This is a genomic window from Arthrobacter psychrolactophilus, from assembly GCF_003219795.1.
Lineage (GTDB): Bacteria > Actinomycetota > Actinomycetes > Actinomycetales > Micrococcaceae > Specibacter > Specibacter psychrolactophilus.
Genome location: NZ_QJVC01000016.1, coordinates 40,730 through 63,800 on the forward strand (window position 1 = coordinate 40,730; position 23,071 = coordinate 63,800).

The window sequence follows — 23,071 nt, forward strand, 5'->3', positions numbered from 1 at the left end:
GCTCATATCATGACCCACTCAGTCAGCACCCAAATCCAGCTCACCGCCCGTCCCGTGGGATGGCCCACAGCCAGTGACTTCACCACCGTGAAGGTGGACCTTGCGCCGCTTTCGCCGGGCCAAATCCGTGTGGCCAACGAATTTGTCTCCGTTGACCCCTATATGCGTGGGCGTATGAGCGCGGCCAAGAGCTACTCGGAGCCCTTTGCTCTCGGTGAGACCATGACCGGCGGCGCCATCGGCCGCGTTGTCGAGTCCGCCAGTGAGACCATTCCGGTAGGCTCCGTAGTCCTCCACCAGTTTGGTTGGCGCGACGTGGTTCAGGAGGACGCCGCTGGATTCAGGATTGTTCCGGAACTCCCCGGTGTGCCGCTCTCGCTGTACCTGGGGATCCTGGGTATGACCGGGATGACAGGCTATGTTGGCCTGACCGAGATCGCGAACATGAAGGCTGGGGACACCGTCTTTATCTCGGGTGCCGCAGGGGCCGTGGGTACCGCCGCCGGCCAGATCGCCCGACTGCTCGGTGCCGGCCGCGTCATTGGTTCGGCCGGCAGCGACGAGAAAGTCGCCCTCTTGACGGAAAAATATGGCTATGACGCAGCCTTTAATTACAAGTCCGGTCCCGTGCGCGAACTGCTCGCCGCGGCCGCGCCGGAGGGTATCGACGTGTTCTTCGACAACGTCGGTGGCGACCACCTCGAGGCCGCCCTTGACGTCTTCAACCCAGGCGGCCGGGCCGCCTTGTGCGGGGCCATCGCTGGATACAACACGACCGAGCGTAAAGCTGGTCCCGACAATATGGTCAACATGATTACCCGCGGGCTGAAGCTGCGAGGCTTCACCCTGGGCAGCCACCTCAATCTGGCCGCGGAATTCAACGAGCACATGACCGGCTGGTTCACCGACGGCAAGATCGCCTACGACGAAACGATCGTTGACGGCATCGACAATGCTGTGGATGCCTTGCTGGAGATGATGCGGGGAGCCAACACCGGAAAGATGGTGGTCCGCACAGCCCTTCCGGTCGTCGCGAACGGCTAGTTGCTCGCCATCTCGGCCACGAGTTCACGCACGACGGCGCGCAACTCACCATTGTTGGCGGCGGCCACGCGGCGTTGCCTCTGGTAGCTCGCGCCCTTGGTGAGGATGCTTTCCACGCTGGCAAGCTCATCGGAGCAGCCCAGTTTTGCGGCAACCGGCTCCAGCTTGTTCAGCAATTCCAGAGTGTGCTCGGTGACGAGCTGTTCCTTGCCTGCAGCATCGAGAATGATGATGGCGTCCAGGCCGTAACGTGCGGCGCGCCACTTGTTTTCCTGAATATGCCACGGCGGCATCGTGGGGATGGTGCCGCCGTCGTTTAAGGTATTGGAAAAGTCCTCGACGAGGCACTGGGTCAGGGCCGCAACGGCACCAATCTCCTCGAGCGTGGACATGCCGTCGCAGATGCGCATTTCAATCGTGCCCAGGCCCGCCACGGGGCGGATGTCCCAGCGGATCTCATTCGTCGCGTCGATGACACCTGTGGTGAACATGTCCTGGACGTACGATTCGTAGGCCTCCCAGGTGGGGAACTGGAACGGCAGTCCGGCCGTGGGTAGCTGCTGGAACATCAGCGCACGCTGCGAGGCGTAACCGGTGTCCTCGCCGTTCCAATATGGTGAGGATGCCGAGAGCGCCTGAAAATGCGGGAAGTAATTGACCAGGCCGTCAAGGACCGGCATGGCCTTGGAAACGTGATCCAAGCCGACGTGGACGTGAACTCCGTAGATGAGCATCTGGCTGCCCCACCACTGGGTCCGGTCTACGAGCTTGGCGTAACGCTCCTTGTCGGTCACGACCTGAGTGCGTGAATTGCTGAACGGATGCGTTCCGGCGCATAGCAAATCCAGGCCCAGGGGCTCGCTGGCCTCTCGCAAGATATTGAGGCTGCGGCGTAAATCTTCGGTGCCTTCGGAAACCGTGTGATTGACCCCGGTGACAAGCTCCACCGTGTTTTGCAGCATCTCGCCCTTGATGTGGGGATGCTCGCCATCCTCCATGACATCCGGGTGGGCCGCGGTGATATTCGCGAAAACATCATTAGCGCGGGCCGCTAGCTCACCTGATTCCTTGTCCACGAGTGCAATTTCCCATTCCAATCCCAAAGTCGATTGCTCTGACTGTGCGAAGTCAATCTTCACTGCGGCGCCTCCTTGATAAGCGAACGTATGGCAGTGATTACGGAAATAATGCCGACTGCCCTCTGATTGTAGTTCAGGATCTCGGGCACAATGGGAGCATGCCCATCCTGAATAAAGACATGACCTTATGCATTTCCCTCGCGGCGCGACCCAGCAACATCGGCACGCGTTTTCATAATTACCTTTACGATGCGCTCGAGCTGAACTATGTCTACAAGGCCTTTGCCCCGGTTGATCTTGCTCAGGCGGTTGCCGGTATTCGCGGCCTCGGAATTCGTGGCGCCGCCGTGTCAATGCCTTATAAAGAAGATGTCATCGAGCTCATCGATGTCATGGACGCCTCCGCCTCGGCGATCGATTCGGTCAACACGATCGTCAATAACGACGGCGTGCTCACCGCTTACAACACCGATTACCTGGCGATCGCCCGCCTCCTGAGCGTCAACGCCGTCGACCCCGCCACCACGGTTTTACTCCGCGGTTCCGGGGGTATGGCCAAGGCCGTTGCCGCCGCCATGCACGACGCCGGATTTGCGTCCGTCACGATTGTGGCTCGCAACGAGGAGCGGGGCCGGGTCCTTGCCGCGCTATATGACTTTGCGTGGTTGCCCGAGGTGGGCGAGGCTACCGCCGGAATGCTCATCAACGTCACCCCGCTGGGTATGACAGGCGCCGATGCCTCGGTTCAGTCCTTCAGCGATGAGACGGTGGCGCAGGCACAAATCGTGTTCGACGTCGTCGCACTTCCCTCCGAGACCCCGCTCATCAGGGCGGGCCGTGCGACTGGCAAGCAGCTCATCACGGGCGCCGAGGTCATCGCGATTCAGGCCGAGGAGCAGTTTGTGCTGTACACGGGCGTGCGCCCCAGCCCCGAGCTGGTGCGCGAAGCCTCAGAGTTCTCCCGCGCCTAGAGGTTCAACCACCACGGCGACCCGGTCCTCACCAATGCGGGTGAGGATCAAGGTGGCCTTGTTGGGGCCCTTGCCCGAGCCGGTCAACAGCTGGCGGCGCAGCTCCTCGGGGGTCACGGAGATGCCGCGCTTTTTGATGTCCAGCACGCCAATCTTGTTCGTTTTCACCCAGCTCTTGAGTGCCTTGACGTTGAAGGGCTTGACCTCCAGCACCTTATAACCGCGGGCAAATGGGGTGTCGATGGCCTCCTCCGACGAGAGGTAGGCGATGTGCTCGTCGAGTAGATGCGCCCCCAAACTCCGGGCGAGATCGGCCACGAGCCCCGCGCGAATGACGGCGCCGTCGGGCTCGTACAGGTAGTTGCTGACCGGGCCGAGCTCGGCATTTTGCTTCAGCGGCTCGTACTTCTCAGCGCTCGTCAGCTCTGCGCTGCCATGCTTGCCAATCACCAAAGCCGAGCGGCGAATGCCCGGGCGAGCCAGCTGGTTGAAGTACAGTCCAGCCTCGACAACATCGCCGTTGATGGAGATCCACTGCGCCTCGGCCGTCTCCGGAACCGCCTCATGCGGGATACCCGGACCCATCTTCACACCCACGGCCAGGCCGCGATCCGCCAACGATTCCACGAAGGACAGCGGCGGCGAGAACGCCTCCGGGTCAAAGAGCCGGGTGGTGCCCGAGGTGTTGGTGGTACGCCGGGCCGGATCCAACCAGACGCCCTCGATGCCGCTCAGATCAACCTCTTCGGCCTTGCCGCAGATGACCTTCGCGTGCGGGAAGGGCATGAGGTTCACGGTGGTGCAGGCCGCCGTGATCTCGTCCATCTCGACCGCAGTGACGGCGATGTCCAGGCTCGCCATGGCGAGCGAGTCCGCTCCGAGGCCACAGCCGAGGTCGGCCACGGAGGTGATGTTCGCCGTCGTAAATCTTTGAGCATGCAGGGCGGCGATGCTCAGGCGCGTCGCCTGCTCGAGTCCGGCCTGGGTGAACAGCATCTGATGGGCGAATTCGCCGAATTTCGCCTCGGCCTTGGATCGCAAGCGGGCCTGCGTCAGCGCCGCGGCTACAAGCTCGGGGGAGTGGCCGGCTTTACGCAGTGTTTCGTTGAGCTTGAGCGAGTCGGCCTCGCGGTAGGGGCCGAGGGATGACAAAAGTTCCCATCCGTCAAGGGTCAGTAAGGGGGAAATCGCATCGCTAGGCATGACTCAAGCGTAGCCGCCAGTTCCGCCGTGATAAGGATCACAGTAAATAGCATACGAATAATTTGCGCAATTATTCACCGGTGTAATAGTTTTTTGAGGAGACTTAATAAGGATTGCCTAAGCTAATCTACTTCTGGAGAAATTTTGATGATGAAGACACGCCTGATGACGTTTGCCGCCACAGCCGCTGTGCTTGCCCTCACCGCTTGTGGAGGATCCGCCGCAACAGACACGAGTGAAAGCGCCGCAGCTTCCTCCGTGACCGTTCAGGATAACAACGGTTCGCAGGAGATCGCACTTCCCCTGAAGTCAGTTGTTGCTACCGACAACCGCACGTTCCAGACGCTGTCCGACTGGGGCATCAAGCTCAGCGCCGGGGCCGTGGCCCTGATGCCGAAGACCAACCCGTACAAGACGGACGACAGCATCGTTGACCTGGGCAGCCACAACGAGCCCAACCTCGAAGCTATTGTCGCCGTGGCACCCGATGTGATTGTCAACGGTCAGCGATTTGCGCAGTACCACGATGACTTCACCAAGTTGGCTCCCAGCGCCAAGGTGCTGGAACTGGATCCCCGCGACGGCGAGCCCTTCGATAGCGAACTCAAGCGCCAGATCACCGTCTTGGGTGAGGTTTTCTCCAAGCAGGATGAAGCCAAGAAGCTCACCGACGACTTCGATGCAGCTGTTGCTCGCGCCAAGAAGGCTTACGACGCCAACGACAAGGTCATGGCCGTCATCACCTCCGGCGGAAACATCAACTACTCGGCACCCAGCACGGGCCGTACCCTGGGTCCGGTCTACGACATTTTGGGTCTGACTCCGGCTCTTGAGGTCAAGGACGCCAGCACCGACCACAAGGGTGACGATATTTCGGTAGAAGCCATCGCCGCCTCCAACCCGGACTGGATCCTGGTCATGGACCGCGACGCCGCGGTGAGCAACGCCGATGCCAGCTACGTTGAAGCGAACAAGCTGATTGCTTCCTCTGAGGCCCTGAAGAATGTCAGCGCCGTCAAGGACAGCCGCATTGTGTACATGCCTGCCGACACGTACACCAACGAGAGCATCCAGACGTACACCACGTTCCTGAACAGCATCGCCGATGCTTTTGAGGGCAAATAAGTAATAGCTATATTTGAGCACCTCAGTGGTGGATCTGGCCTTTTTCGCCGGGTCCGCCATTGTCGTGTTTCCGCCACAGATTTTGAAGGGAAGGTCGCCCGGTGACCACCACGCGCGCACCAGCCAAGGGCCGGCTATTTGAGCCCTCACTGCTCATTGGGATAGTAGTGGTGGCTTTACTGCTCGTGCTGTCCTTATTTGTGGGTGTTTATGACATCTTCGGCAATGACGACGGCGGGGAGATGTTCGCGATTACGCGCATCCCGCGCACGATTGCTCTGGTACTTGCCGGCGCGGCCATGGCCATGTGTGGCCTCGTCATGCAATTGCTGACGCAGAACCGTTTTGTGGAGCCAACAACCACCGGAACCACCGAATGGGCGGGCCTGGGTTTACTGACCGTCATGATCCTCTTCCCTGGCGCCAGCATCATGGCCAAGATGGGCGGGGCCGTCACGGCGGCCTTCATCGGCACCATGATCTTCTTCCTGTTCTTGCGCAGAGTCTCGCTGAAGGCATCCCTGACGGTGCCGATTGTCGGCATCATGTTGGGCGCCGTGGTGGGCGCCTTCTCCACCTTCCTGGCCCTGCAGACGGACATGCTCCAAAGCCTCGGCATCTGGTTCGCCGGCAGCTTCACCTCGGTCCTACGCGGACAGTATGAGCTGCTGTGGATCGTGGCTATCGTCGGGGCGCTGGTCTTCCTGATCGCGGACCGTTTCACGGTCGCGGGACTCGGCGAGGAAATCGCTACCAATGTCGGGCTGAACTACAACCAGATCATGCTGATCGGCACGGGCCTGATCGCCATCGCCACCGGCGTTGTCACCGTGGTGGTGGGCAACTTGCCGTTCCTGGGTCTGATCGTGCCCAATGTCGTATCCATGTTCCGCGGCGATGACCTGCGCTCAAATCTGCCGTGGGTCGCTCTGCTCGGCATCGCGATCGTGACCATCTGCGACTTGATCGGACGCACCATCATCATGCCCTTTGAGGTGCCCGTCTCCCTGATTCTGGGCGTCGTCGGCGCCGTGGTCTTCGTAGCCCTCCTCCTGAAGCAGCGTCGCAATGCCTGAATCAAACACCATCAAATCCGCGCCCCGCACCACCCCGGCCCTGGCCTCTCGCCATCACCTCGGACGCGTGTCCGGGCCGCTGCCGACCGGGCGGGTCCGCCGTCGTTATTGGATCGTCCTGAGCATCCTCATCATCTTGGCCTTGGGCTTTGCCGGGGGACTGCTCGCCTACGACAACCCCATGCCTCCGGGTACCCCGGGCTTCTGGCTCATCGCCCAGATGCGCTCCGTTAACGTCCTGGTCATGCTGCTCGTGGCGTTCTGCCAGGCCATGGCGACCGTCAGCTTCCAGACGGCCACGAACAACCGCATCATCACGCCCTCCATCATGGGCTTTGAATCGCTGTACATCGCCGTGCAAACCGGGGCCGTATTTTTCCTCGGCGCAGCCGGTGTCACCGCCATCCAAGGCGTGCCGCAGTTCGCCTTGCAGCTGGTGCTCATGGTGGGGCTGTCCATGGCGCTGTACGGCTGGTTGCTCTCCGGCAAGAACGGTAACCTGCAGATCATGCTGCTCGTGGGTATCGTCCTCGGTGGCGGGCTCGGCGCGGTGTCCTCCTTCATGCAGCGGCTCCTGACGCCGAGTGAATTTGATGTCCTGACGGCGCGGCTCTTCGGCTCCATCTCCAACGCGGATGTCAGCTATCTCCCGGTCGCCATCCCGCTCGCGGCCGTGGCCGGAACGCTGCTGTGGCTCAATGCCAAGCGGCTGAACGTCATCGCCCTCGGCAAGGATGCCAGCACCAACCTCGGCCTGAACCACCGCTTTGAGACGATGCGCGTGTTGTTCTTAGTCTCGATCCTGATGGCCGTCTCCACCGCCTTGGTGGGTCCCATGACCTTCCTGGGCTTCCTCGTGGCAACCCTCGCCTACCAGCTGGCCGATACCCACGATCACCTTTACGTCTTCCCTGTGGCGATCCTCGTTGGTTTCGTGGTCCTCTCCGGCGCGTACTTCGTCATGAAGAACGTCTTCTACGCACAAGGCGTGGTCTCGATCATTATCGAGGCCGTCGGCGGCACCGTATTCCTCATCTTTATCCTCAGAAAGGGACGCCTGTGATCTCTCTTAGCGCAGTCCAGAAGAGCTATAGCAGCGACGTGGCCATCGGGCCGGTGGACCTAAAGATCCCCACGGGCGGCATCACCGCCATGGTGGGCCCCAACGGTGCCGGAAAATCGACCCTGCTGACCATGATCGGCCGGCTCCTGGGCCTGGATGCCGGTGCTATCGAGATCGCCGGATACGACGTTGCCAGCACGGCCTCGAAGGACCTCGCCAAGATCGTCTCGATCCTGCGCCAGGAAAACCACTTCGTCACACGCCTGACGGTGCGCCAGCTCGTGGGCTTTGGCCGTTTCCCGCATTCCAAGGGGCGGTTGACACGCGACGATGAGGAAATCATCAGCCGCTCTATCGATTTTCTGAACCTCAACGAGCTGGAAAACCGCTATCTTGATCAGCTTTCGGGTGGGCAGCGCCAGCGCGCCTATGTGGCCATGGTCCTAGCCCAGGAAACAGACCACGTATTGCTGGATGAGCCGCTGAACAACCTCGATATGAAGCATTCGGCACAGATGATGCAGCTGCTCCACAAGGCGGCCCGCGAATTGGGCCGCACGATTGTGATCGTGCTGCACGACATCAACTTCGCCGGGCACTACGCCGACCATATTTGCGCCGTGAAGGATGGAAAGGTCATCGAGTTTGGCACCCCCGCCGAAATCATGACCGATGAGGTCCTGAGCCGGGTCTTCGACACCCCCGTGACGGTCATCGACGGCCCGCGCGGCCCGCTGGCGGTTTACTACTGAGCTGCGCGGGCACCCAGGGTGCGCCGTGAGCGTAACCGGGCCTGCCGCCGTCGTACTTTTGAGGTTAATTCTGGCACTCGCCTTGACCGAGTGCTAATAGATTCCCTAGAGTCAGAGTTAGCACTCTCGCCCTGAGGCTGCTAACTTGCGATACTTTTTGGCCATGAGAGCAACACCGGCACCGCGACGACGGTTGGGGCTCTGAAAACATGGCGAAAAATCCCGCTAGTCATCCATAGAATTTACGCATGTGAAGGAGAGGTCCGAGTGTCGGTCTCTATTAAGCCTCTTGAGGATCGTATTGTTGTTCGCCAGCTCGAAGCAGAGCTGACCACCGCTTCCGGTCTGGTTATCCCGGACACTGCCAAGGAAAAGCCCCAGGAGGGCGAAGTTGTGGCAGTTGGACCCGGTCGCGTTGATGACAACGGCAACCGTGTCCCGATCGATGTTGCCGTTGGCGACGTTGTTATCTACTCCAAGTACGGTGGAACCGAAGTGAAGACCGGTGGCGAAGAGCTGCTCGTTCTCTCGGCTCGCGACGTACTGGCCATCGTAGTTAAGTAACCACTTTTGTAAAGCCCCGCACCAGCAATTGGGTTGATCGAGCACGTCCAGATCAACCCTTGTGGGAGCGGGGTCTTTGCTTGAAAGGACCACACGCATGGCTAAGCAGCTTGCATTTAATGACGACGCACGAAAGGCCCTTGAGGCCGGTATCGACAAGCTTGCCGATACCGTCAAGGTCACCCTCGGCCCGCGCGGTCGCAACGTTGTGCTCGACAAGAAGTGGGGCGCTCCCACCATCACCAACGACGGCGTAACCATCGCCCGCGAAGTTGAGCTGGAAGACCCGTACGAAAACCTTGGCGCACAGCTGGCCAAGGAAGTTGCCACGAAGACCAACGATGTTGCCGGCGACGGCACCACCACGGCCACCGTTTTGGCACAGGCTCTGGTCAAGGAAGGCCTGCGCAATGTTGCCGCAGGTGCGGCTCCCGGTGAGCTCAAGCGCGGCATTCAGGTTTCGGTTGAAGCCATTGCCAAGCGTCTCCTGGAGAACGCCCGCCCGGTCGAGGGTGGACAGGTGGCAGAAGTTGCCGCCATCTCCGCTCAGAGCCAGGAAATCGGCGACCTGCTCGCCGAGGCTTTCGACAAGGTTGGCAAGGATGGTGTCATCACCATCGAAGAGTCCTCCACGACCTCCACCGAACTGGTCCTCACCGAGGGCATGCAGTTCGACAAGGGCTACCTGTCCCCGTACTTCGTCACCGACGCAGAACGCCAGGAAGCTGTCATGGAAGATGCACTGGTTTTGATCAATCAGGGCAAGATCTCCAACCTGCAGGAATTCCTGCCGCTGTTGGAAAAGGCACTTGCTGCCAACAAGCCGCTCTTCATCATTGCTGAAGACGTTGACGGCGAGGCTCTGTCCACGCTGATCGTCAACCGCTTGCGCGGCACCTTGAACGTTGTTGCTGTCAAGGCTCCGGGCTTCGGCGACCGCCGCAAGGCCATGCTGCAGGACATCGCGATCCTGACCGGCGCTCAGGTGGTCTCCCCGGAGATCGGCCTGACCCTGGACCAGGTTGGCCTCGAGGTACTGGGTACGGCTCGCCGTATCACCGTCACCAAGGACAACACCACGATCGTTGACGGCGCCGGCACGGCCGAGGATGTTGCAGAGCGCGTAGCTCAGCTCCACGCTGAGCTCAAGCGCACCGACTCCGACTGGGACAAGGAGAAGCTGCAGGAACGTCTGGCCAAGCTGGCCGGCGGCATCGGCGTGATCAAGGTTGGCGCAGCCACCGAGGTCGAGCTCAAGGAAAAGAAGCACCGCATCGAGGATGCCGTTTCGGCTACTCGCGCTGCTTTGGAAGAAGGCATTGTTGCCGGTGGCGGTTCCGCACTGGTTCAGGCCGCCAAGGCTCTTGATGACGACGCTAACGTGCTGGCATTGACCGGCGACGCAGCAACCGCTGTTGAGCTGGTCCGCAAGGCTGTTGCTCAGCCGCTGCGCTGGATCGCCCAGAACGCTGGCCACGACGGTTACGTTGTTGTCCACAAGGTTGGCGAGCTCGAAGACGGCTTCGGCTTCAACGCTGCAACCGGCGAGTACGAAAACCTGGTCAAGGCCGGCGTTATCGATCCCGTCAAGGTCACCCGTTCAGCCCTGCGCAACGCTTCCTCCATCGCGGCTTTGGTGCTCACCACCGAAGTTCTCGTGACGGACAAGCCTGCCGAGGACGAAGACGCACACCAGCACTAACGTGTGACGCTTTCTTGAAAAGGGACGGCGTTTGCGGGTAAAGCCACAGGTATACCACCGGCTTTGACCGCAAACGCCGTCCCTTTTCTTGGTGGGATCTCTTGGACGCGCTAATCTGCCCGGACGCCCGGGTGGCGCGTCGGTGTGACGCAACGAACGGGAATAGGGCAACGGCCGCTTTCGTTTTAGACTGTAACCAACGCACAGGCCAGCTTCGTAATTACGGGACCGGCCATCGGATGCACACCCCCACCGGTTCTACCCCGCCAAGGAGCCCTCGTGTCCCAGCCCGAAATTCATGATCCATTTGCCTTTGTTGGACTGACGTACGACGACGTCCTGCTCCTTCCCGGCCACACCAACGTGATCCCGTCGGACGCCGACACCAGCTCACGCGTGTCCAAGCGCATCACGGTCCAGACCCCGCTGCTGTCGGCAGCCATGGATACCGTGACCGAATCCCGCATGGCCATCGCCATGGCCCGCCAGGGCGGTTTGGGTGTTGTGCACCGCAACCTGTCCATCGAGCGTCAGGCCGAAGAAGTTGACCTGGTCAAGCGCAGCGAATCCGGCATGATCACCAACCCGGTGACCATTGGCTCCGACGCCACGCTGGCCGAGTTGGACGAGCTCTGCGCCCGCTTCCGCGTCTCCGGCTTGCCGGTTGTGGACAAAGACGGCCGCCTCATGGGCATTGTGACCAACCGCGACACCGTCTTCATCCCCGAAAACGAATACTCCCAGCGCCTGGTGCGCGACGTCATGACCCCCATGCCGTTGATCACCGGCAAGGTCGGCATCAGCCGCGAAGACGCCTCCGAGTTGCTCGCCAAGAACAAGATCGAGAAGCTCCCGCTCGTTGACGCCGCCGGCGTCCTGCGCGGTTTGATCACCGTGAAGGACTTCGCCAAGGCCGAGCAGTACCCCTTGGCTACCAAGGATGACGAGGGCCGCCTGCGCGTCGGTGCCGCTATCGGCTTCTTCGGCGACGGCTACGAGCGCGCCATGACCCTGGTCGAGGCCGGCGTGGATGCCTTGTTCGTCGACACCGCCAACGGCCACAGCCAGGGCGTGTTGGAGATGATTGCCCGACTGAAGAGCGAAAAGGCTGCCGCGCACGTTGACATCATCGGCGGCCAGGCCGCCACCCGCGAGGGCGCTCAGGCGCTCATCGATGCAGGTGCTGACGGCATCAAGGTTGGCGTTGGTCCGGGCTCGATCTGCACTACCCGCGTTGTTGCCGGTGTTGGCGTCCCGCAGATCACCGCCATCTACGAGTCCGCCAAGGCTGCCATCCCGGCCGGCGTGCCGTTGATCGCCGACGGCGGTCTGCAGTACTCGGGCGACATCGGCAAAGCCCTGGTTGCCGGCGCCGACACCGTCATGATCGGTTCGCTCTTGGCTGGCACCGAGGAATCCCCGGGCGAGACCGTGTTCGTCAACGGCAAGCAGTTCAAGGCCTACCGCGGTATGGGTTCCTTGGGCGCGATGCAGACCCGTGGCAACAACACCTCCTACTCCAAGGACCGTTACTTCCAGGCGAACGTCTCCGGTGATGACAAGCTCATCCCCGAGGGTATCGAGGGTCGCGTTGCTTACCGTGGGCCGCTCGCCTCGGTTGCCTACCAGCTCGTGGGTGGCCTGCGCCAGACCATGTTCTACGTTGGCTCGCCGACCATTCCTGAGCTGAAGGCCCGCGGCAAGTTTGTGCGCATCACGGCTGCCGGCCTGAAGGAATCGCACCCCCATGACATCACCATGACCGTGGAAGCCCCGAACTACAACAAGTAGCTCGCTTTTCACCACCCAGTACGACGGCGGGAGCCCACCTTTTGCGAAAAGGGGCGAGTTCTAGCGGTCGTTGCAACACCTAAGTTTTTGGGAGTTGCAACGACCGTGTCGTCTTTAACGAAAAAGTTGAATTCTGTGGGGGATCCAGAGTTGCCGCGGAAAAGGCAGCGGTCCTCGCCGGAAGTAAAGCAGGATTTCTTTGATCTGTTCGCTCGTTTGGGGAGCGTGACCGAAGCGGCGAAGGCTCTGGGTCTAGATAGGAATACTTGTTACGCGTGGATCCGGCGGGCTGGGTTAGCACGTAAGCGTTCGGAACAGCCCAGTAGGGAAGACTTCCTTCAGCTACGCGCTGCTGGGCTCTCACGACATGAAGCGGCCGCACAGTTGGGTATTCACGCCACGACCGCACAGGAATGGGAACACGGGATACGCCGGACACAGTATGGCCGCGTTTATCCTGCGGGTCGGGCTGTGGACTATAAAAAGGGGGTGACGTACAAGCGTGAATCCGAAGCATCCTCGAGCCCGACGTTGGAACAGCTTGAGCGTGTCATTGATAGGCGGTTCTTCCACTTAGCGGACCGGGAAATGATCCATGGCATGCTCATCCGCGGCTGCAGTCAACGTGCGATCGCCAGAGCGTTGGGCAAAGACGTTTCAAGTATCAGCCGCGAGATTAGGCGCAACAGCGATCCTGTGAGCGGCTACACCCCTTACCTCGCCCACCGTGCTTTTGTGGCACGCCGGCCCCGGCCCAAGCTGGCCAAAATCGTGGCTAACCCGATGCTCAAAGAGTTCATTCAACACGGGCTGCGCCAGTGCTGGTCACCGGAACAAATATCGCACAAACTGGTTCAGGACTTCCCCGAGGATCAGGACATGCGCGTGTGCCACGAAACAATTTATCAAGCACTGTACTTCCAAGCTCGCGGAGGGCTCAAACTTGAAGTCCAGCAAGCACTGCGCACCGGGCGAACCCGCCGCAAAACTCGCACCGGCCCGCAAGAACGCACCCACCGATTCAAAGACTCCATGATCAACATCTCCGAACGCCCCGCAGAGATCGAGGACCGGGCCGTGCCAGGACACTGGGAAGGAGACTTGGTGCGCCACGAGGCGCTGTTTTACCGAGCGGAGGTGGAAGACCTTCGCCGTTGTGCTGTCGCAGCAGCATGATGAAGCTGGGGGCAGTCTAACCCGAGGAAACACCGGGGAGGGCGGAAAGCAGCCCCGACAACGCCGGGACGGACCAGTACTACCGAATGGGCCGGGTCCGGCAAGCAAGGCAGGAAGGTGTACGAGAGGAACCAGCGCTAAAAGCTCCTCAAGTCTCCCGCCAGCTCAAATTCGGTGGATATGGGCTGGCCTGCGATGCGCACCATCCCCTCATTACGGGATGGGAACTTGAATGCCGGTTAAGGTCGTTGGCATTCGAGGCCACGGTGAAGGCCTGCGGCGTAGCCGTGGCGATATCGCAGGGGCATAGCTGGGCACCTAACCTGCCAATCGGTAAACAGTGAACGTGGGAACCATCGTGTGTCTCCCGTGATCGTAGGCCCATCCAGGGTCATGGTTTCGGGTGGGCGTGTTGTCCGTCGATCGGCGCGCGATGGGGCGGAGGGGCCGTAGTAGTCCGAGCGGGGGAAAGCCTCGTACATGGCGAAGGGCCCCAGCGGATATGACGCAGTTGCTACTGCAAGGAACGGAGGCATTGGTGAATACCGGTGAACCGCGATGGCCTGACCTCGATGAGGCGTCCGTGCGGGTACGTGCGATGCAGACGAAACTGCACCACTGGGCGGTCAGCGATCCTGACCGTCTTTTCGAGGATGTGTTTAACCTCGTCTATGACCGGGATTTCCTCACCGTTGCGTGGGGCCGGGTCAAGGGCAATAAGGGTGCTAGAACGGCCGGTGTTGACCGGCGCATTCCGGCCCTGATCGGTGTTGGTGCCGAAAGTGTGGAGTTTCTGGAGGAAGTCAGGGAGCTACTGAAGTCCCGGGCTTTTGTTCCGTTGCCGGTGAGGGAACGCTTGATCCCTAAACCGAACAGCACGAAGCTTCGCCGGCTCGGCATTCCCACCGCGAGGGATCGGGTGGCTCAGGCGTCTTTGGCGTTGGTGTTGGAACCGATCTTTGAGGCGGATTTCAAACCGGTCAGTTACGGTTTCCGTCCGAAGCGTCGGGCACAAGATGCGATAGCTGAAATACATGCCATGGCCACCCGGAATTATCACTGGGTGTTCGAGGCAGATATTGAGGCGTGCTTTGACGAACTCAAGCACTCGGCGGTCATAGCCGAGGTGCGTAAGCGAGTCACGGACAAGCGCGTGTTGATCCTGATCGGTAAGTTCCTCAAGGCGGGCATCATGTCTGCCGAGGGGAAAGTCAGGAAATCCAGCACCGGGACTCCACAGGGCGGGATCATTTCCCCGCTTCTGGCCAATATCGCCTTGACGGTCTTGGATAAGCATTTCTGCGATAAATGGGAGGCCCACAGCACCCCGTATCGCAGGGAAGCCCACCGGAAACAGGGTGGGGCCACGTACCGGATCATTCGTTACGCGGATGATTTTGTGATCATGGTCCTTGGAACCCAAGCCCATGCGGAGGCCCTTTGGGATGAAGTCGCTGAGGTCATTGCCCCCTTGGGGTTGAAGATCTCCATGGCCAAGTCCCGGGTTTGCCATATTGATGAGGGGTTCGACTTTCTTGGTTTTCACATCCAGCGAAGACTGAAGAAAGGAACCCAGAAAATGAGTGTCTACACCTACCCGTCGAAGAAGTCTTTGCTGACGATTCTGGGGAAGGTGCGTGCACTGACACGTCGAGCGGAGCATCCTTCGTTGGACGTCCTGCTCAACCAGTTAAATCCGGTAGTGCGTGGTTGGTGCAACTATTTCCGTCATGGGGTTTCCAAAGCGACCTTCGGCTATCTTGATGCGTTTATTTGGCATCGGGTGACCCAATGGATTCGCAAACGACACCCCGGCATTACGTGGCGGGAATTGTTTCGGCGCTTTCTGACAGGAAGGCCCGGAAACCAGCCACAGGCAGAGGGAATTACTATGTTCGATACCGCGTCGGTACCTGTCACACGGTATCGGTGGCGGGCGCACAATATCCCGACGCCATGGGCGACCAGCACGGTTTGAGTGGCTATCCGTGGAGCGCCGGATGCGATGAGAGTCGCATGTCCGGTGCGGAGGGCGGGTCGGAGAAACGAGCCAGGAGCAATTCTGGTGTCGCGCTCCGGCCCGACCCTACATCACGGGTTCCCGCAACCAATCAGCTATCGCCACTCTCGTGGAGCGCACCACCCGCTACGTCATGCTCGTACATTTACCCAACGATCACAGCGCTGAAACCGTCCGTGACGGGCTCATCAGAACCATGAGTACACTGCCTGAACACATGCGAGGATCCCTCACTTGGGACCAAGGCGCCGAGATGGCCCAGCACAAGGCCTTCAGCACAGCCACCGGCATGGACGTCTATTTCTGTGACCCTCACAGCCCCTGGCAACGCGGAAGCAATGAAAATACCAACGGACTCCTGCGCCAATACTTCCCCAAAGGCACCGACCTATCCGTCTACAGCCCTGAGGACCTCGAGCACGTCGCCCAACAACTCAACGGGAGACCACGCAAAACGCTCGACTGGAATACACCAGCCGAGCGCTTACGCGACCTACTATTAACAACCTAACCACCAGCCGTGTTGCAACGACAGCTAAAATCCGCCAAGGAGGGCTCCCGCCGTCGTACTGTTCGTAAATGCTGTCGCCGGCGAACTCTTTAGCCGAGGCTCTCGCGGAGCTTGTCCAAGGCCACCTCGCGAGGATAGCTCTGTTCGCCGCCTGTGGAGCTGAGCGTCCAGTCGCCGGCCTCGGCCCTCACGCTGGCCTCAACGGTCGGGGCATCCACGCGGAGGCGCTTGATGGTGACCGTGGCGGGGCTATCTGCCGTGGCGGCCGTGAGGTATTCCTTGCTCAGGTGCAGGCCCAGTTCCAGCATGGCGGGTCCGGATTCGATGGGCTGGACGTCGTGCACGCCGAAGGGTGTGATGCTCAACAGCACGGCACCAACGTTGGATCCTACGGTAAACAACACGTGGTGCATCTCGGGCGTCGTCAGCGTGATTTGCAGCCACTCCTGAGCCTGGGCAATCACGGATCCCACAATGGCCGCATTCTCCACGGGCACGACCTTTTCGCCCTGGGCCGTGGCCAGCCCGCGCACCAGCAGCGTCGTGACGCCGGCCTGATGGAACAACTCGTCGTCGTTGTACTGATCTAGGCGCAGCAAGCCCAGCGTTGTGGCCGCCGACTCCGTGGGCGTCATCGACAAGAGGGCCAAGAGCTCATGGTCGGTCATACGTAATTCGGTCTCAGTCATGGATCAAGCCTAGCCCGGCTAGAATCGAAGGATGCTTTCCGCCTATGACCACACCACCGAATATTCACATTGGGATTCTGGGCTCTGGACCCGTGTTCTGGCAGCCTCCGGTGTGCGCAACCCCTTGACGGACAAGCCCTTCACCGAGGCGATGCTGGCAGGTTTGGCCGGTGGCATCGGCTTCATGATCTTCACCTTTGAGTACAAGGACACCACGACGGCCTCGGCCGTGACCCGCTTCCACCCGGGACCCTACACGGAGAATCTGCTGCGTCGCAGCGGTGCCGCTGTCCGAATCCAGCAGACCACGAGCGCCAAACTGGCCCAGGGCCGGCTGGACGCTGCGCTGGATACGGGAGTGCCCGTCGTCGTGCGTGTCGTGCGCGGCAAGTTGCCGTGGGTCGTTGAGGACCCGCTGGCCGACATGGACTCGGTGGATCTGCCAGTTGTGGCCAGGATTGACGCAGATTACTTGATGGACGACGGCGGAGCTCGCCTCGAGCGGATTTCCTCCGACGCGTTGGCCCAGGCGCGCAGCTCCCGCAAGGCGGATAAACATTGGCAGGCCCATGTGGTGCTAGGTGCTGGTGCTGCAGCCCTGGATGAGGAGCTCGCGGGCGATCCGCTCACGGTCGAGGTGATTCGCCACGCCATGGCTGAGACAGCGGGGGAGCTATTGTCGGAGCAGGCGCCGCCCGGCGTGCCCGCAAGCTACGCCGGGAACTTTGGCATCCTGGGGATGCAGACCTGGGCGCGGCGCCTGACGGATAGGAATTCCAAGCGGGGATGGATGCGGATCTTTAGTGATCCGGAACGCTCCGCGGCCGGCATGGCCATGCTGCACGGGCTGCTGGTGGGCCGACGCTTTAGCGGTCCCGGCGCGCTGCGCCCGTTGTATGCGCAATTTCTGCACGAGGTGGCGAAAACGGGGGAGGCGGTGTCCGGCGTCGAACGTGGCAGCCTGCTCGAAGCCGCCGCACAATATGCCGCCCTCGGCGCGCACTGGGACACGCTCGTGGCTCTTGTGGGGGCTCCGGGGGATCCCGACTTCGCCGCGATGGCAGCGGCTGTGGACGCCATTGCCGTGCTGGAAAACGCCGCAGCGGGAGCCTTGGAAGCGGCTGCGGGCGTCATTTAAGGTCTCTGGCGCCGCCTGCGATAGGCTTAGGGGGTGACTTATGAGATTGAGATTGGCCGTGGAAAGCGTGGACGCCGCGCATATTCGTTGGATGAGATTTCGATTGTGCCTGCTCGGCGTACTCGCGATCCCCAAGATGTGTCGGTGAAATGGCAGATCGACGCATACCAGTTTGAGGCACCCGTCATCGGTGCACCCATGGACTCGGTGATGTCTCCCGAGACCGCCATTGCCCTGGGCAAGCTCGGTGGCCTCGGTGTGCTGGACCTCGAGGGTCTGTGGACTCGTTACGAAGACCCGCAGCCGATCCTGGATGAGATCGCCACGTTGGAGGGTTCGGTCATCGACCCGAACACCACCAGCCGCCTGCAGGAGCTGTACAGCGCCCCGATTCAGGCCGAGCTCATCACGGCCCGCCTGGCCGAGATTCGTGCCGCCGGTGTGACGGTCGCCGGATCGCTGACCCCGGGCCGCACCCAGGAGTTCTACAAGACCGTCATCGCCGCTGGCGTTGACATCTTCGTTATCCGCGGCACCACGGTGTCGGCCGAGCATGTCTCCAAGACCACGGAGTCCTTGAACCTCAAGCAGTTCATCTACGAGCTCGACGTGCCCGTCATCGTCGGTGGCGCGGCTGGTTACACCTCCGCACTGCACCTCATGCGCACCGGTGCCGCCGGCGTGCTCGTTGGCTTCGGCGGCGGTGCCTCTACCACCACGCAGCGTGCCCTGGGTATCCGTTCACCTATGGCCAGCGCCATCTCCGATGTTGCCGCGGCCCGCCGTGACTACATGGATGAATCCGGTGGACGTTACGTTCACGTCATCGCCGACGGCGGCATGGGCTCCAGTGGCGACATCGTCAAGGCTATTGCCATGGGCGCCGACGCCGTCATGCTCGGTGCCGCGCTGTCCCGCGCAGCCGAGGCTCCCGGTCAGGGCTGGCACTGGGGTGCCGAGGCACACCACGCCGAATTGCCGCGCGGCCACCGCGTGAAGATGGACACGGTCGGCACCTTGGATGAGGTCCTGCACGGACCGGCTCACCGTGCCGATGGCAGCTCCAACCTGGTGGGTGCCTTGCGCCGCGCCATGGCCACCACCGGCTATTCAGATCTCAAGGAATTCCAGCGCATCGACGTCATCGTCTCCGCGTAATCTTCCTTCCCGACAGTGCCCCGGTCCTTCGCGGATCGGGGCACTTTTGTGTCTAAAATTCTCGACGGCGGGACCTCCTCGCCTGCCTCTGGCACCTTTCTCGACAGGGCAACCGCTAGACTTGAGGCAGATTTACATCGCCGCCCTGCCTTGAAAGGTACAGATGACACCGGGTTCACTGGAACGCTATGAAACTGAACTGACCAACGCTGGTTTAGTGATTCTGGAAATGCAGGCAGAGTCCAAGGAGGATGCGGCCGCGCAACTGGCTGCAAAGCTCTTTGAGCAGGGCCGGGTCACCGATCTTGCCGGCTTCTTGCGGGACGTCAACGCCCGCGAACACCAGATGGCCACGGGACTTCCCGGCGGCATCGGACTGCCACACGCGCGCAGCAGCTATGTGCAGGAAATTTCCATTGCCGTGGGCATCACCAAGTTTGATTACAGCCTCGATTTCGGCGCCGTCGACGGCCCCGCAACGGTGATCTTGCTCATCGCCACCCCGGCCGGCTCGTTTTCGGCGCATTTGGAGGTCCTCGCGACCCTGGCCCGCTCGCTCTTCAAGGAAAACTTCCGTGAATCTCTGCGCCGCGCCCACGATGCCGAGGTCATTGCCGAGTTGATCAACTCCACCCTGGTGTTCTCCGAGCACTAAATTCCCGGCAGTGGAATTGGACACCGCATTCGTTGTTCTACACAGTTACGAAGTACCGTTGAAGTGTGTTGAAAACTGCCATCAAGCCCAAATGGATAGCCGCGTTGGTCTTTGCGCTGGCTGTTTCCGTCATTCTTGTCCTGTTGAGTCACTGGCAGCTTTCCCGTTCGCTGGAAAAGGATGTCGCTCCGCCGTCCGTGACGGAGAAGGTCCAACCCCTGCTGAACACCATGACGCCTGGCCATCTCATGACGGGGGATCGCGAAGGTCAGGTCGTGACCGCGCAAGGTCATTTTGATCCCAGCAAGCAGCTGCTGCTGCCTTCCCGGCTAGAAGACGGCAACGAAGGCTATTGGGATGTCGTGGCATTTGTCGTTGATGGGGCGGTTGCCCCCATTGGTGTGAAAACCTCCGAGGACGTGCTGATCCCCGTCGCCCGCGGCTGGGTTTCCTCTCCAGACGATGTCCCCGCCGTGCCGGAAGGCAAACTGGAGATCGAAGGGCGGCTCTTGAACTCCGAGGGCCCCGTCTTGAAAAAAGATCTTCCCGAGGGGCAAATTTCTGCGCTCTCGACCGCTGACCTGACAAATCGCTGGAACTCCAGCATGTACGCGGCCTTCATCGTTTCCTTCAGCGAAACCGTGGACGGGCACGACGTCGGAGCTGCCGCGGCGGACAATCCCTTGGTTCCCATCACGGTGACCGCAACAGATCAAAACAACAAGATTAACTGGCTGAACATTTTCTACTCGATTGAGTGGGCCGTCTTTGCCGGCTTTGCCATCTTCATCTGGTGGCGCCTGGTCGCGGATGACTACCGACGCGAACAAGACGCACTCTATGACCTCGAGCACCCCGAAGATGACGAAACGCCTTAAAGTAAAAGCACTATCAACCTTCTAGAAATCCAGAACAGACTGAGGAGAGCCGGCACCGTGACCGAGCCCAGCAACACAGAGTCAAGTCCCGCAACGGCAAGCAATACTGCCCCGACGGCTAAGCCCACACCGAAACGACGTTTTGGCGGCACCCCGGCGCAGATCCTCACGGCACTGAAGTTCTACAAGGTCCTGGCCTACGCAACGGGTGTCATGTTGTTGCTGCTCGTCATTGAACTGGTGCTGCGCTATGCCTTCCAGAGCGTCTTGGTGGCCGGCGGAACCGATATGCTCGGCGCCAGCCACGGCCTGGGACTGGTCAATATCGATGGCGGCGTCATGCCCATTGTCGGTGGCGTGAACCTCTCGACCATGGTCTTGATCATCCACGGCTGGATGTACGTGGTCTACCTCGTCGCGGACTTCCGCCTCTGGACCCTCATGCGCTGGCCCTTTGGCAAGCTTGTTTTGATCGCCCTCGGTGGCGTGATCCCGTTCCTGTCCTTCTTCGTTGAAGCCAAGGTGCACAAGGAAGTCCTCGCCGAGATCGCCGCAAACCCGAAGGCCGGCAAGCGCTACTAGCCCCGGGTCGTCCTATCGCTCGCGCAGCGATAGCCAAACCTTCGAAGCCCCCTCGCACCCAGTGCGAGGGGGCTTCTCCCATGTGGCAGCAGATCGTCTCTGGCGTCATCGGGCGCGTCATATGGGAGCTCAGAGGTGAGTCACTGGTCACGGAAATGACGGCGCTGGGGAAAGCGTACCGAACCGTGGGTTAAGATTAAGGAGTGACTAATCCCGCTAAGGCCCAGACTTCCCAGAAGCCCGTCCTGGTTGTGGACTACGGTGCCCAGTACGCCCAGTTGATTGCGCGCCGCGTGCGTGAGGCCAATGTGTACTCGGAAATCGTGCCGCATACCTATACAACTGCGCAGTTGCTGGCTAAAAACCCAGCTGCCATCATCCTCTCCGGTGGACCCTCGAGTGTCTACGCAGAGGGTGCGCCCAGTGTTGGCGCAGACCTTTTTGAAGCCGGTATCCCGGTTCTTGGTATTTGCTATGGCTTCCAGGCCATGGCTGCTGCCTTGGGCGGAACCGTTGCCGAAACAGGTCAGCGTGAATACGGAGCAACTCAGGTCCAGATTATCGGCGAAAGCCGTTCCATCTTGGCCGCAACAGATGCTGACCAGACCACCTGGATGAGCCACGGCGACGCTGTTCACGAAGCCCCCGCTGGCTTCGATGTTCTGGCAATGTCCGCAGGCGCACCCGTGGCAGCTTTTGCCAACGAGGAAAAGTGCCTCTTCGGTGTGCAGTGGCACCCCGAGGTCAAGCACTCCGCGTTCGGCCAGAAGGTGTTGGAGAACTTCTTGTTCAACGGCGCCAAGCTGGAAAAGAACTGGACCGCGAATAGCATCCTGGACGAGCAGGTCGAACTGATTCGTAACCAGGTTGGCAGCGCCAAGGTCCTGTGCGGCCTCTCCGGCGGTGTTGATTCGGCCGTTGCCGCAGCCTTGGTGCAGCGCGCAGTGGGCGACCAGCTCACCTGTGTGTTCGTCAACCACGGTCTGCTGCGTCAGGGCGAAGCTGAGCAGGTGGAACTCGACTTCGTCGCTTCCACCGGCGCCAAGCTGTACGTTGCCAACGAGCAGGAACGCTTCCTGAGCGCCTTGGAGGGTGTCTCCGACCCCGAAACCAAGCGCAAGATCATCGGCCGCGAATTCATCCGCGCCTTCGAAGAAGCAGAACGCGCCATCATGGCCGAGGCTGCCCTTGAAGGCGAAGAGATCAAGTTCCTGGTTCAGGGCACCCTGTACCCGGACGTTGTTGAATCTGGCGGTGGTGAAGGCGCAGCCAACATCAAGAGTCACCACAACGTTGGCGGACTTCCTGAGGATCTGCGCTTCGAGCTCGTTGAGCCGTTGCGTGCACTCTTCAAGGACGAGGTGCGCGCAGTTGGCGCCGAGCTGGGCCTCCCGGCCGAGATCGTTGGCCGGCAGCCGTTCCCCGGCCCCGGCCTGGGCATCCGTATCGTCGGTGAAATCACCGGCGAACGCTTGGAACTGCTGCGCCAGGCAGACGCCATTGCCCGCGCCGAGCTCACCGCAGCCGGCCTGGACAACGAAGTATGGCAGATGCCTGTCGTGCTGCTGGCAGACGTCCGCAGCGTTGGCGTCATGGGCGACGGTCGTACCTACGGCCACCCGATCGTGCTGCGTCCGGTGTCCTCCGAGGATGCCATGACCGCCGACTGGTCACGCCTGCCGTACGATCTCCTCGCGAAGATCTCCAACCGCATCACCAACGAGGTGGACGGTGTAAACCGCGTGGTTCTGGACGTCACGTCCAAGCCGCCGGGAACGATCGAGTGGGAGTAATCTCCCTTAGCTAGCCTGAGGGGCGTCAAATTCTGTGAATTCACGGGAAATTTGGCGCCCTTCAGTGTGCCGAGTAAGCATTAGTTGGCTGAGAGCGATAG

The 23,071-nt window shown here is 60.8% G+C and carries 20 protein-coding genes and 1 pseudogene; 18 read left to right on the top strand and 3 right to left on the bottom strand.

Features of this window, described 5'->3' with window-relative positions:
* Window positions 1-9: 9 nt before the first annotated feature.
* Window positions 10-1,044 carry an NADP-dependent oxidoreductase gene (locus tag CVS30_RS13515; RefSeq protein WP_110485857.1) on the top strand — a complete coding sequence of 345 codons (1,035 nt, stop codon included), beginning with the start codon at window positions 10-12 and terminating at the stop codon, window positions 1,042-1,044.
* On the opposite strand, the gene CVS30_RS13520 is transcribed toward CVS30_RS13515, so the two are convergent.
* A complete protein-coding gene (locus tag CVS30_RS13520) occupies window positions 1,041-2,183 on the bottom strand; it encodes a glutamate--cysteine ligase (protein WP_110485858.1) in 1,143 nt (380 codons plus the stop codon). The two genes, CVS30_RS13515 and CVS30_RS13520, sit on opposite strands and share 4 nt — an antisense overlap.
* A gap of 98 nt (window positions 2,184-2,281) precedes the next feature.
* On the opposite strand from CVS30_RS13520, the gene CVS30_RS13525 reads away from it, so the two are divergent.
* A complete protein-coding gene (locus tag CVS30_RS13525; RefSeq protein ID WP_110485859.1) occupies window positions 2,282-3,094 on the top strand; it encodes a shikimate 5-dehydrogenase in 813 nt (270 codons plus the stop codon).
* Here CVS30_RS13525 and CVS30_RS13530 read toward each other — a convergent pair.
* Window positions 3,074-4,297, bottom strand: a complete 1,224-nt coding sequence (locus tag CVS30_RS13530) for a THUMP-like domain-containing protein (RefSeq protein ID WP_110485860.1) — start codon at window positions 4,295-4,297, stop codon at window positions 3,074-3,076. The genes CVS30_RS13525 and CVS30_RS13530 overlap by 21 nt on opposite strands.
* Before the next feature lie 150 nt (window positions 4,298-4,447).
* On the opposite strand from CVS30_RS13530, the gene CVS30_RS13535 reads away from it, so the two are divergent.
* From CVS30_RS13535 to CVS30_RS13580, 10 genes and pseudogenes are all read left to right on the top strand, one after another.
* Window positions 4,448-5,422: a siderophore ABC transporter substrate-binding protein gene (locus tag CVS30_RS13535; protein ID WP_220033922.1), complete on the top strand. Its 975-nt coding sequence runs from the start codon at window positions 4,448-4,450 to the stop codon at window positions 5,420-5,422.
* A 101-nt stretch (window positions 5,423-5,523) separates the two neighbouring features.
* Complete coding sequence (locus tag CVS30_RS13540) at window positions 5,524-6,498, top strand: ABC transporter permease (protein ID WP_110485862.1); 975 nt, start codon at window positions 5,524-5,526, stop codon at window positions 6,496-6,498.
* Window positions 6,491-7,561 carry an iron chelate uptake ABC transporter family permease subunit gene (locus tag CVS30_RS13545; protein ID WP_110485863.1) on the top strand — a complete coding sequence of 357 codons (1,071 nt, stop codon included), beginning with the start codon at window positions 6,491-6,493 and terminating at the stop codon, window positions 7,559-7,561. The genes CVS30_RS13540 and CVS30_RS13545 overlap by 8 nt, the downstream gene beginning before the upstream one ends.
* Entirely contained in the window at window positions 7,558-8,313 is a 756-nt protein-coding gene (locus CVS30_RS13550; protein ID WP_110485864.1) for an iron ABC transporter ATP-binding protein, read from the top strand. The genes CVS30_RS13545 and CVS30_RS13550 overlap by 4 nt, the downstream gene beginning before the upstream one ends.
* A 267-nt stretch (window positions 8,314-8,580) precedes the next feature.
* A complete protein-coding gene (gene groES / locus CVS30_RS13555; RefSeq protein ID WP_038464523.1) occupies window positions 8,581-8,877 on the top strand; it encodes a co-chaperone GroES in 297 nt (98 codons plus the stop codon).
* A gap of 97 nt (window positions 8,878-8,974) precedes the next feature.
* Window positions 8,975-10,579, top strand: a complete 1,605-nt coding sequence (gene groL / locus CVS30_RS13560; RefSeq protein WP_110485865.1) for a chaperonin GroEL — start codon at window positions 8,975-8,977, stop codon at window positions 10,577-10,579.
* A gap of 279 nt (window positions 10,580-10,858) precedes the next feature.
* Window positions 10,859-12,370 carry an IMP dehydrogenase gene (guaB, locus tag CVS30_RS13565; protein WP_110485866.1) on the top strand — a complete coding sequence of 504 codons (1,512 nt, stop codon included), beginning with the start codon at window positions 10,859-10,861 and terminating at the stop codon, window positions 12,368-12,370.
* 489 nt (window positions 12,371-12,859) lie between these two features.
* On the top strand, window positions 12,860-13,546 hold the full coding sequence (locus tag CVS30_RS13570; RefSeq protein WP_146233399.1) for an IS30 family transposase: 687 nt from the start codon (window positions 12,860-12,862) through the stop codon (window positions 13,544-13,546).
* A 502-nt stretch (window positions 13,547-14,048) separates the two neighbouring features.
* On the top strand, window positions 14,049-15,524 hold the full coding sequence (ltrA, locus tag CVS30_RS13575) for a group II intron reverse transcriptase/maturase (protein ID WP_110485868.1): 1,476 nt from the start codon (window positions 14,049-14,051) through the stop codon (window positions 15,522-15,524).
* Between the two features lie 112 nt (window positions 15,525-15,636).
* Window positions 15,637-16,077, top strand: a pseudogene (locus CVS30_RS13580) (IS30 family transposase); the annotation flags it as partial.
* A gap of 89 nt (window positions 16,078-16,166) precedes the next feature.
* Here the strand turns inward: CVS30_RS13580 and CVS30_RS13585 are convergent.
* The gene (locus CVS30_RS13585; protein WP_146233400.1) at window positions 16,167-16,766 is read right to left on the bottom strand and encodes a hypothetical protein; all 600 of its coding nucleotides are present in this window, start codon (window positions 16,764-16,766) and stop codon (window positions 16,167-16,169) included.
* A 31-nt stretch (window positions 16,767-16,797) separates the two neighbouring features.
* Here CVS30_RS13585 and CVS30_RS13590 point away from each other — a divergent pair, with 31 nt between their 5' ends.
* From CVS30_RS13590 to guaA, 6 genes are all read left to right on the top strand, one after another.
* Entirely contained in the window at window positions 16,798-17,904 is a 1,107-nt protein-coding gene (locus tag CVS30_RS13590; protein ID WP_110485870.1) for a BtrH N-terminal domain-containing protein, read from the top strand.
* A 33-nt stretch (window positions 17,905-17,937) separates the two neighbouring features.
* Window positions 17,938-19,062, top strand: coding sequence for a GuaB3 family IMP dehydrogenase-related protein (locus CVS30_RS13595; RefSeq protein ID WP_110485871.1), 1,125 nt, complete (start codon window positions 17,938-17,940; stop codon window positions 19,060-19,062).
* A gap of 163 nt (window positions 19,063-19,225) precedes the next feature.
* On the top strand, window positions 19,226-19,717 hold the full coding sequence (locus CVS30_RS13600; RefSeq protein ID WP_110485872.1) for a PTS sugar transporter subunit IIA: 492 nt from the start codon (window positions 19,226-19,228) through the stop codon (window positions 19,715-19,717).
* A gap of 65 nt (window positions 19,718-19,782) precedes the next feature.
* The gene (locus CVS30_RS13605; protein WP_110485873.1) at window positions 19,783-20,595 is read left to right on the top strand and encodes an SURF1 family protein; all 813 of its coding nucleotides are present in this window, start codon (window positions 19,783-19,785) and stop codon (window positions 20,593-20,595) included.
* Between the two features lie 57 nt (window positions 20,596-20,652).
* On the top strand, window positions 20,653-21,177 hold the full coding sequence (locus CVS30_RS13610; RefSeq protein WP_110485874.1) for a DUF3817 domain-containing protein: 525 nt from the start codon (window positions 20,653-20,655) through the stop codon (window positions 21,175-21,177).
* A gap of 203 nt (window positions 21,178-21,380) precedes the next feature.
* Window positions 21,381-22,970: a glutamine-hydrolyzing GMP synthase gene (guaA, locus tag CVS30_RS13615; protein WP_110485875.1), complete on the top strand. Its 1,590-nt coding sequence runs from the start codon at window positions 21,381-21,383 to the stop codon at window positions 22,968-22,970.
* Window positions 22,971-23,071 lie beyond the last annotated feature (101 nt).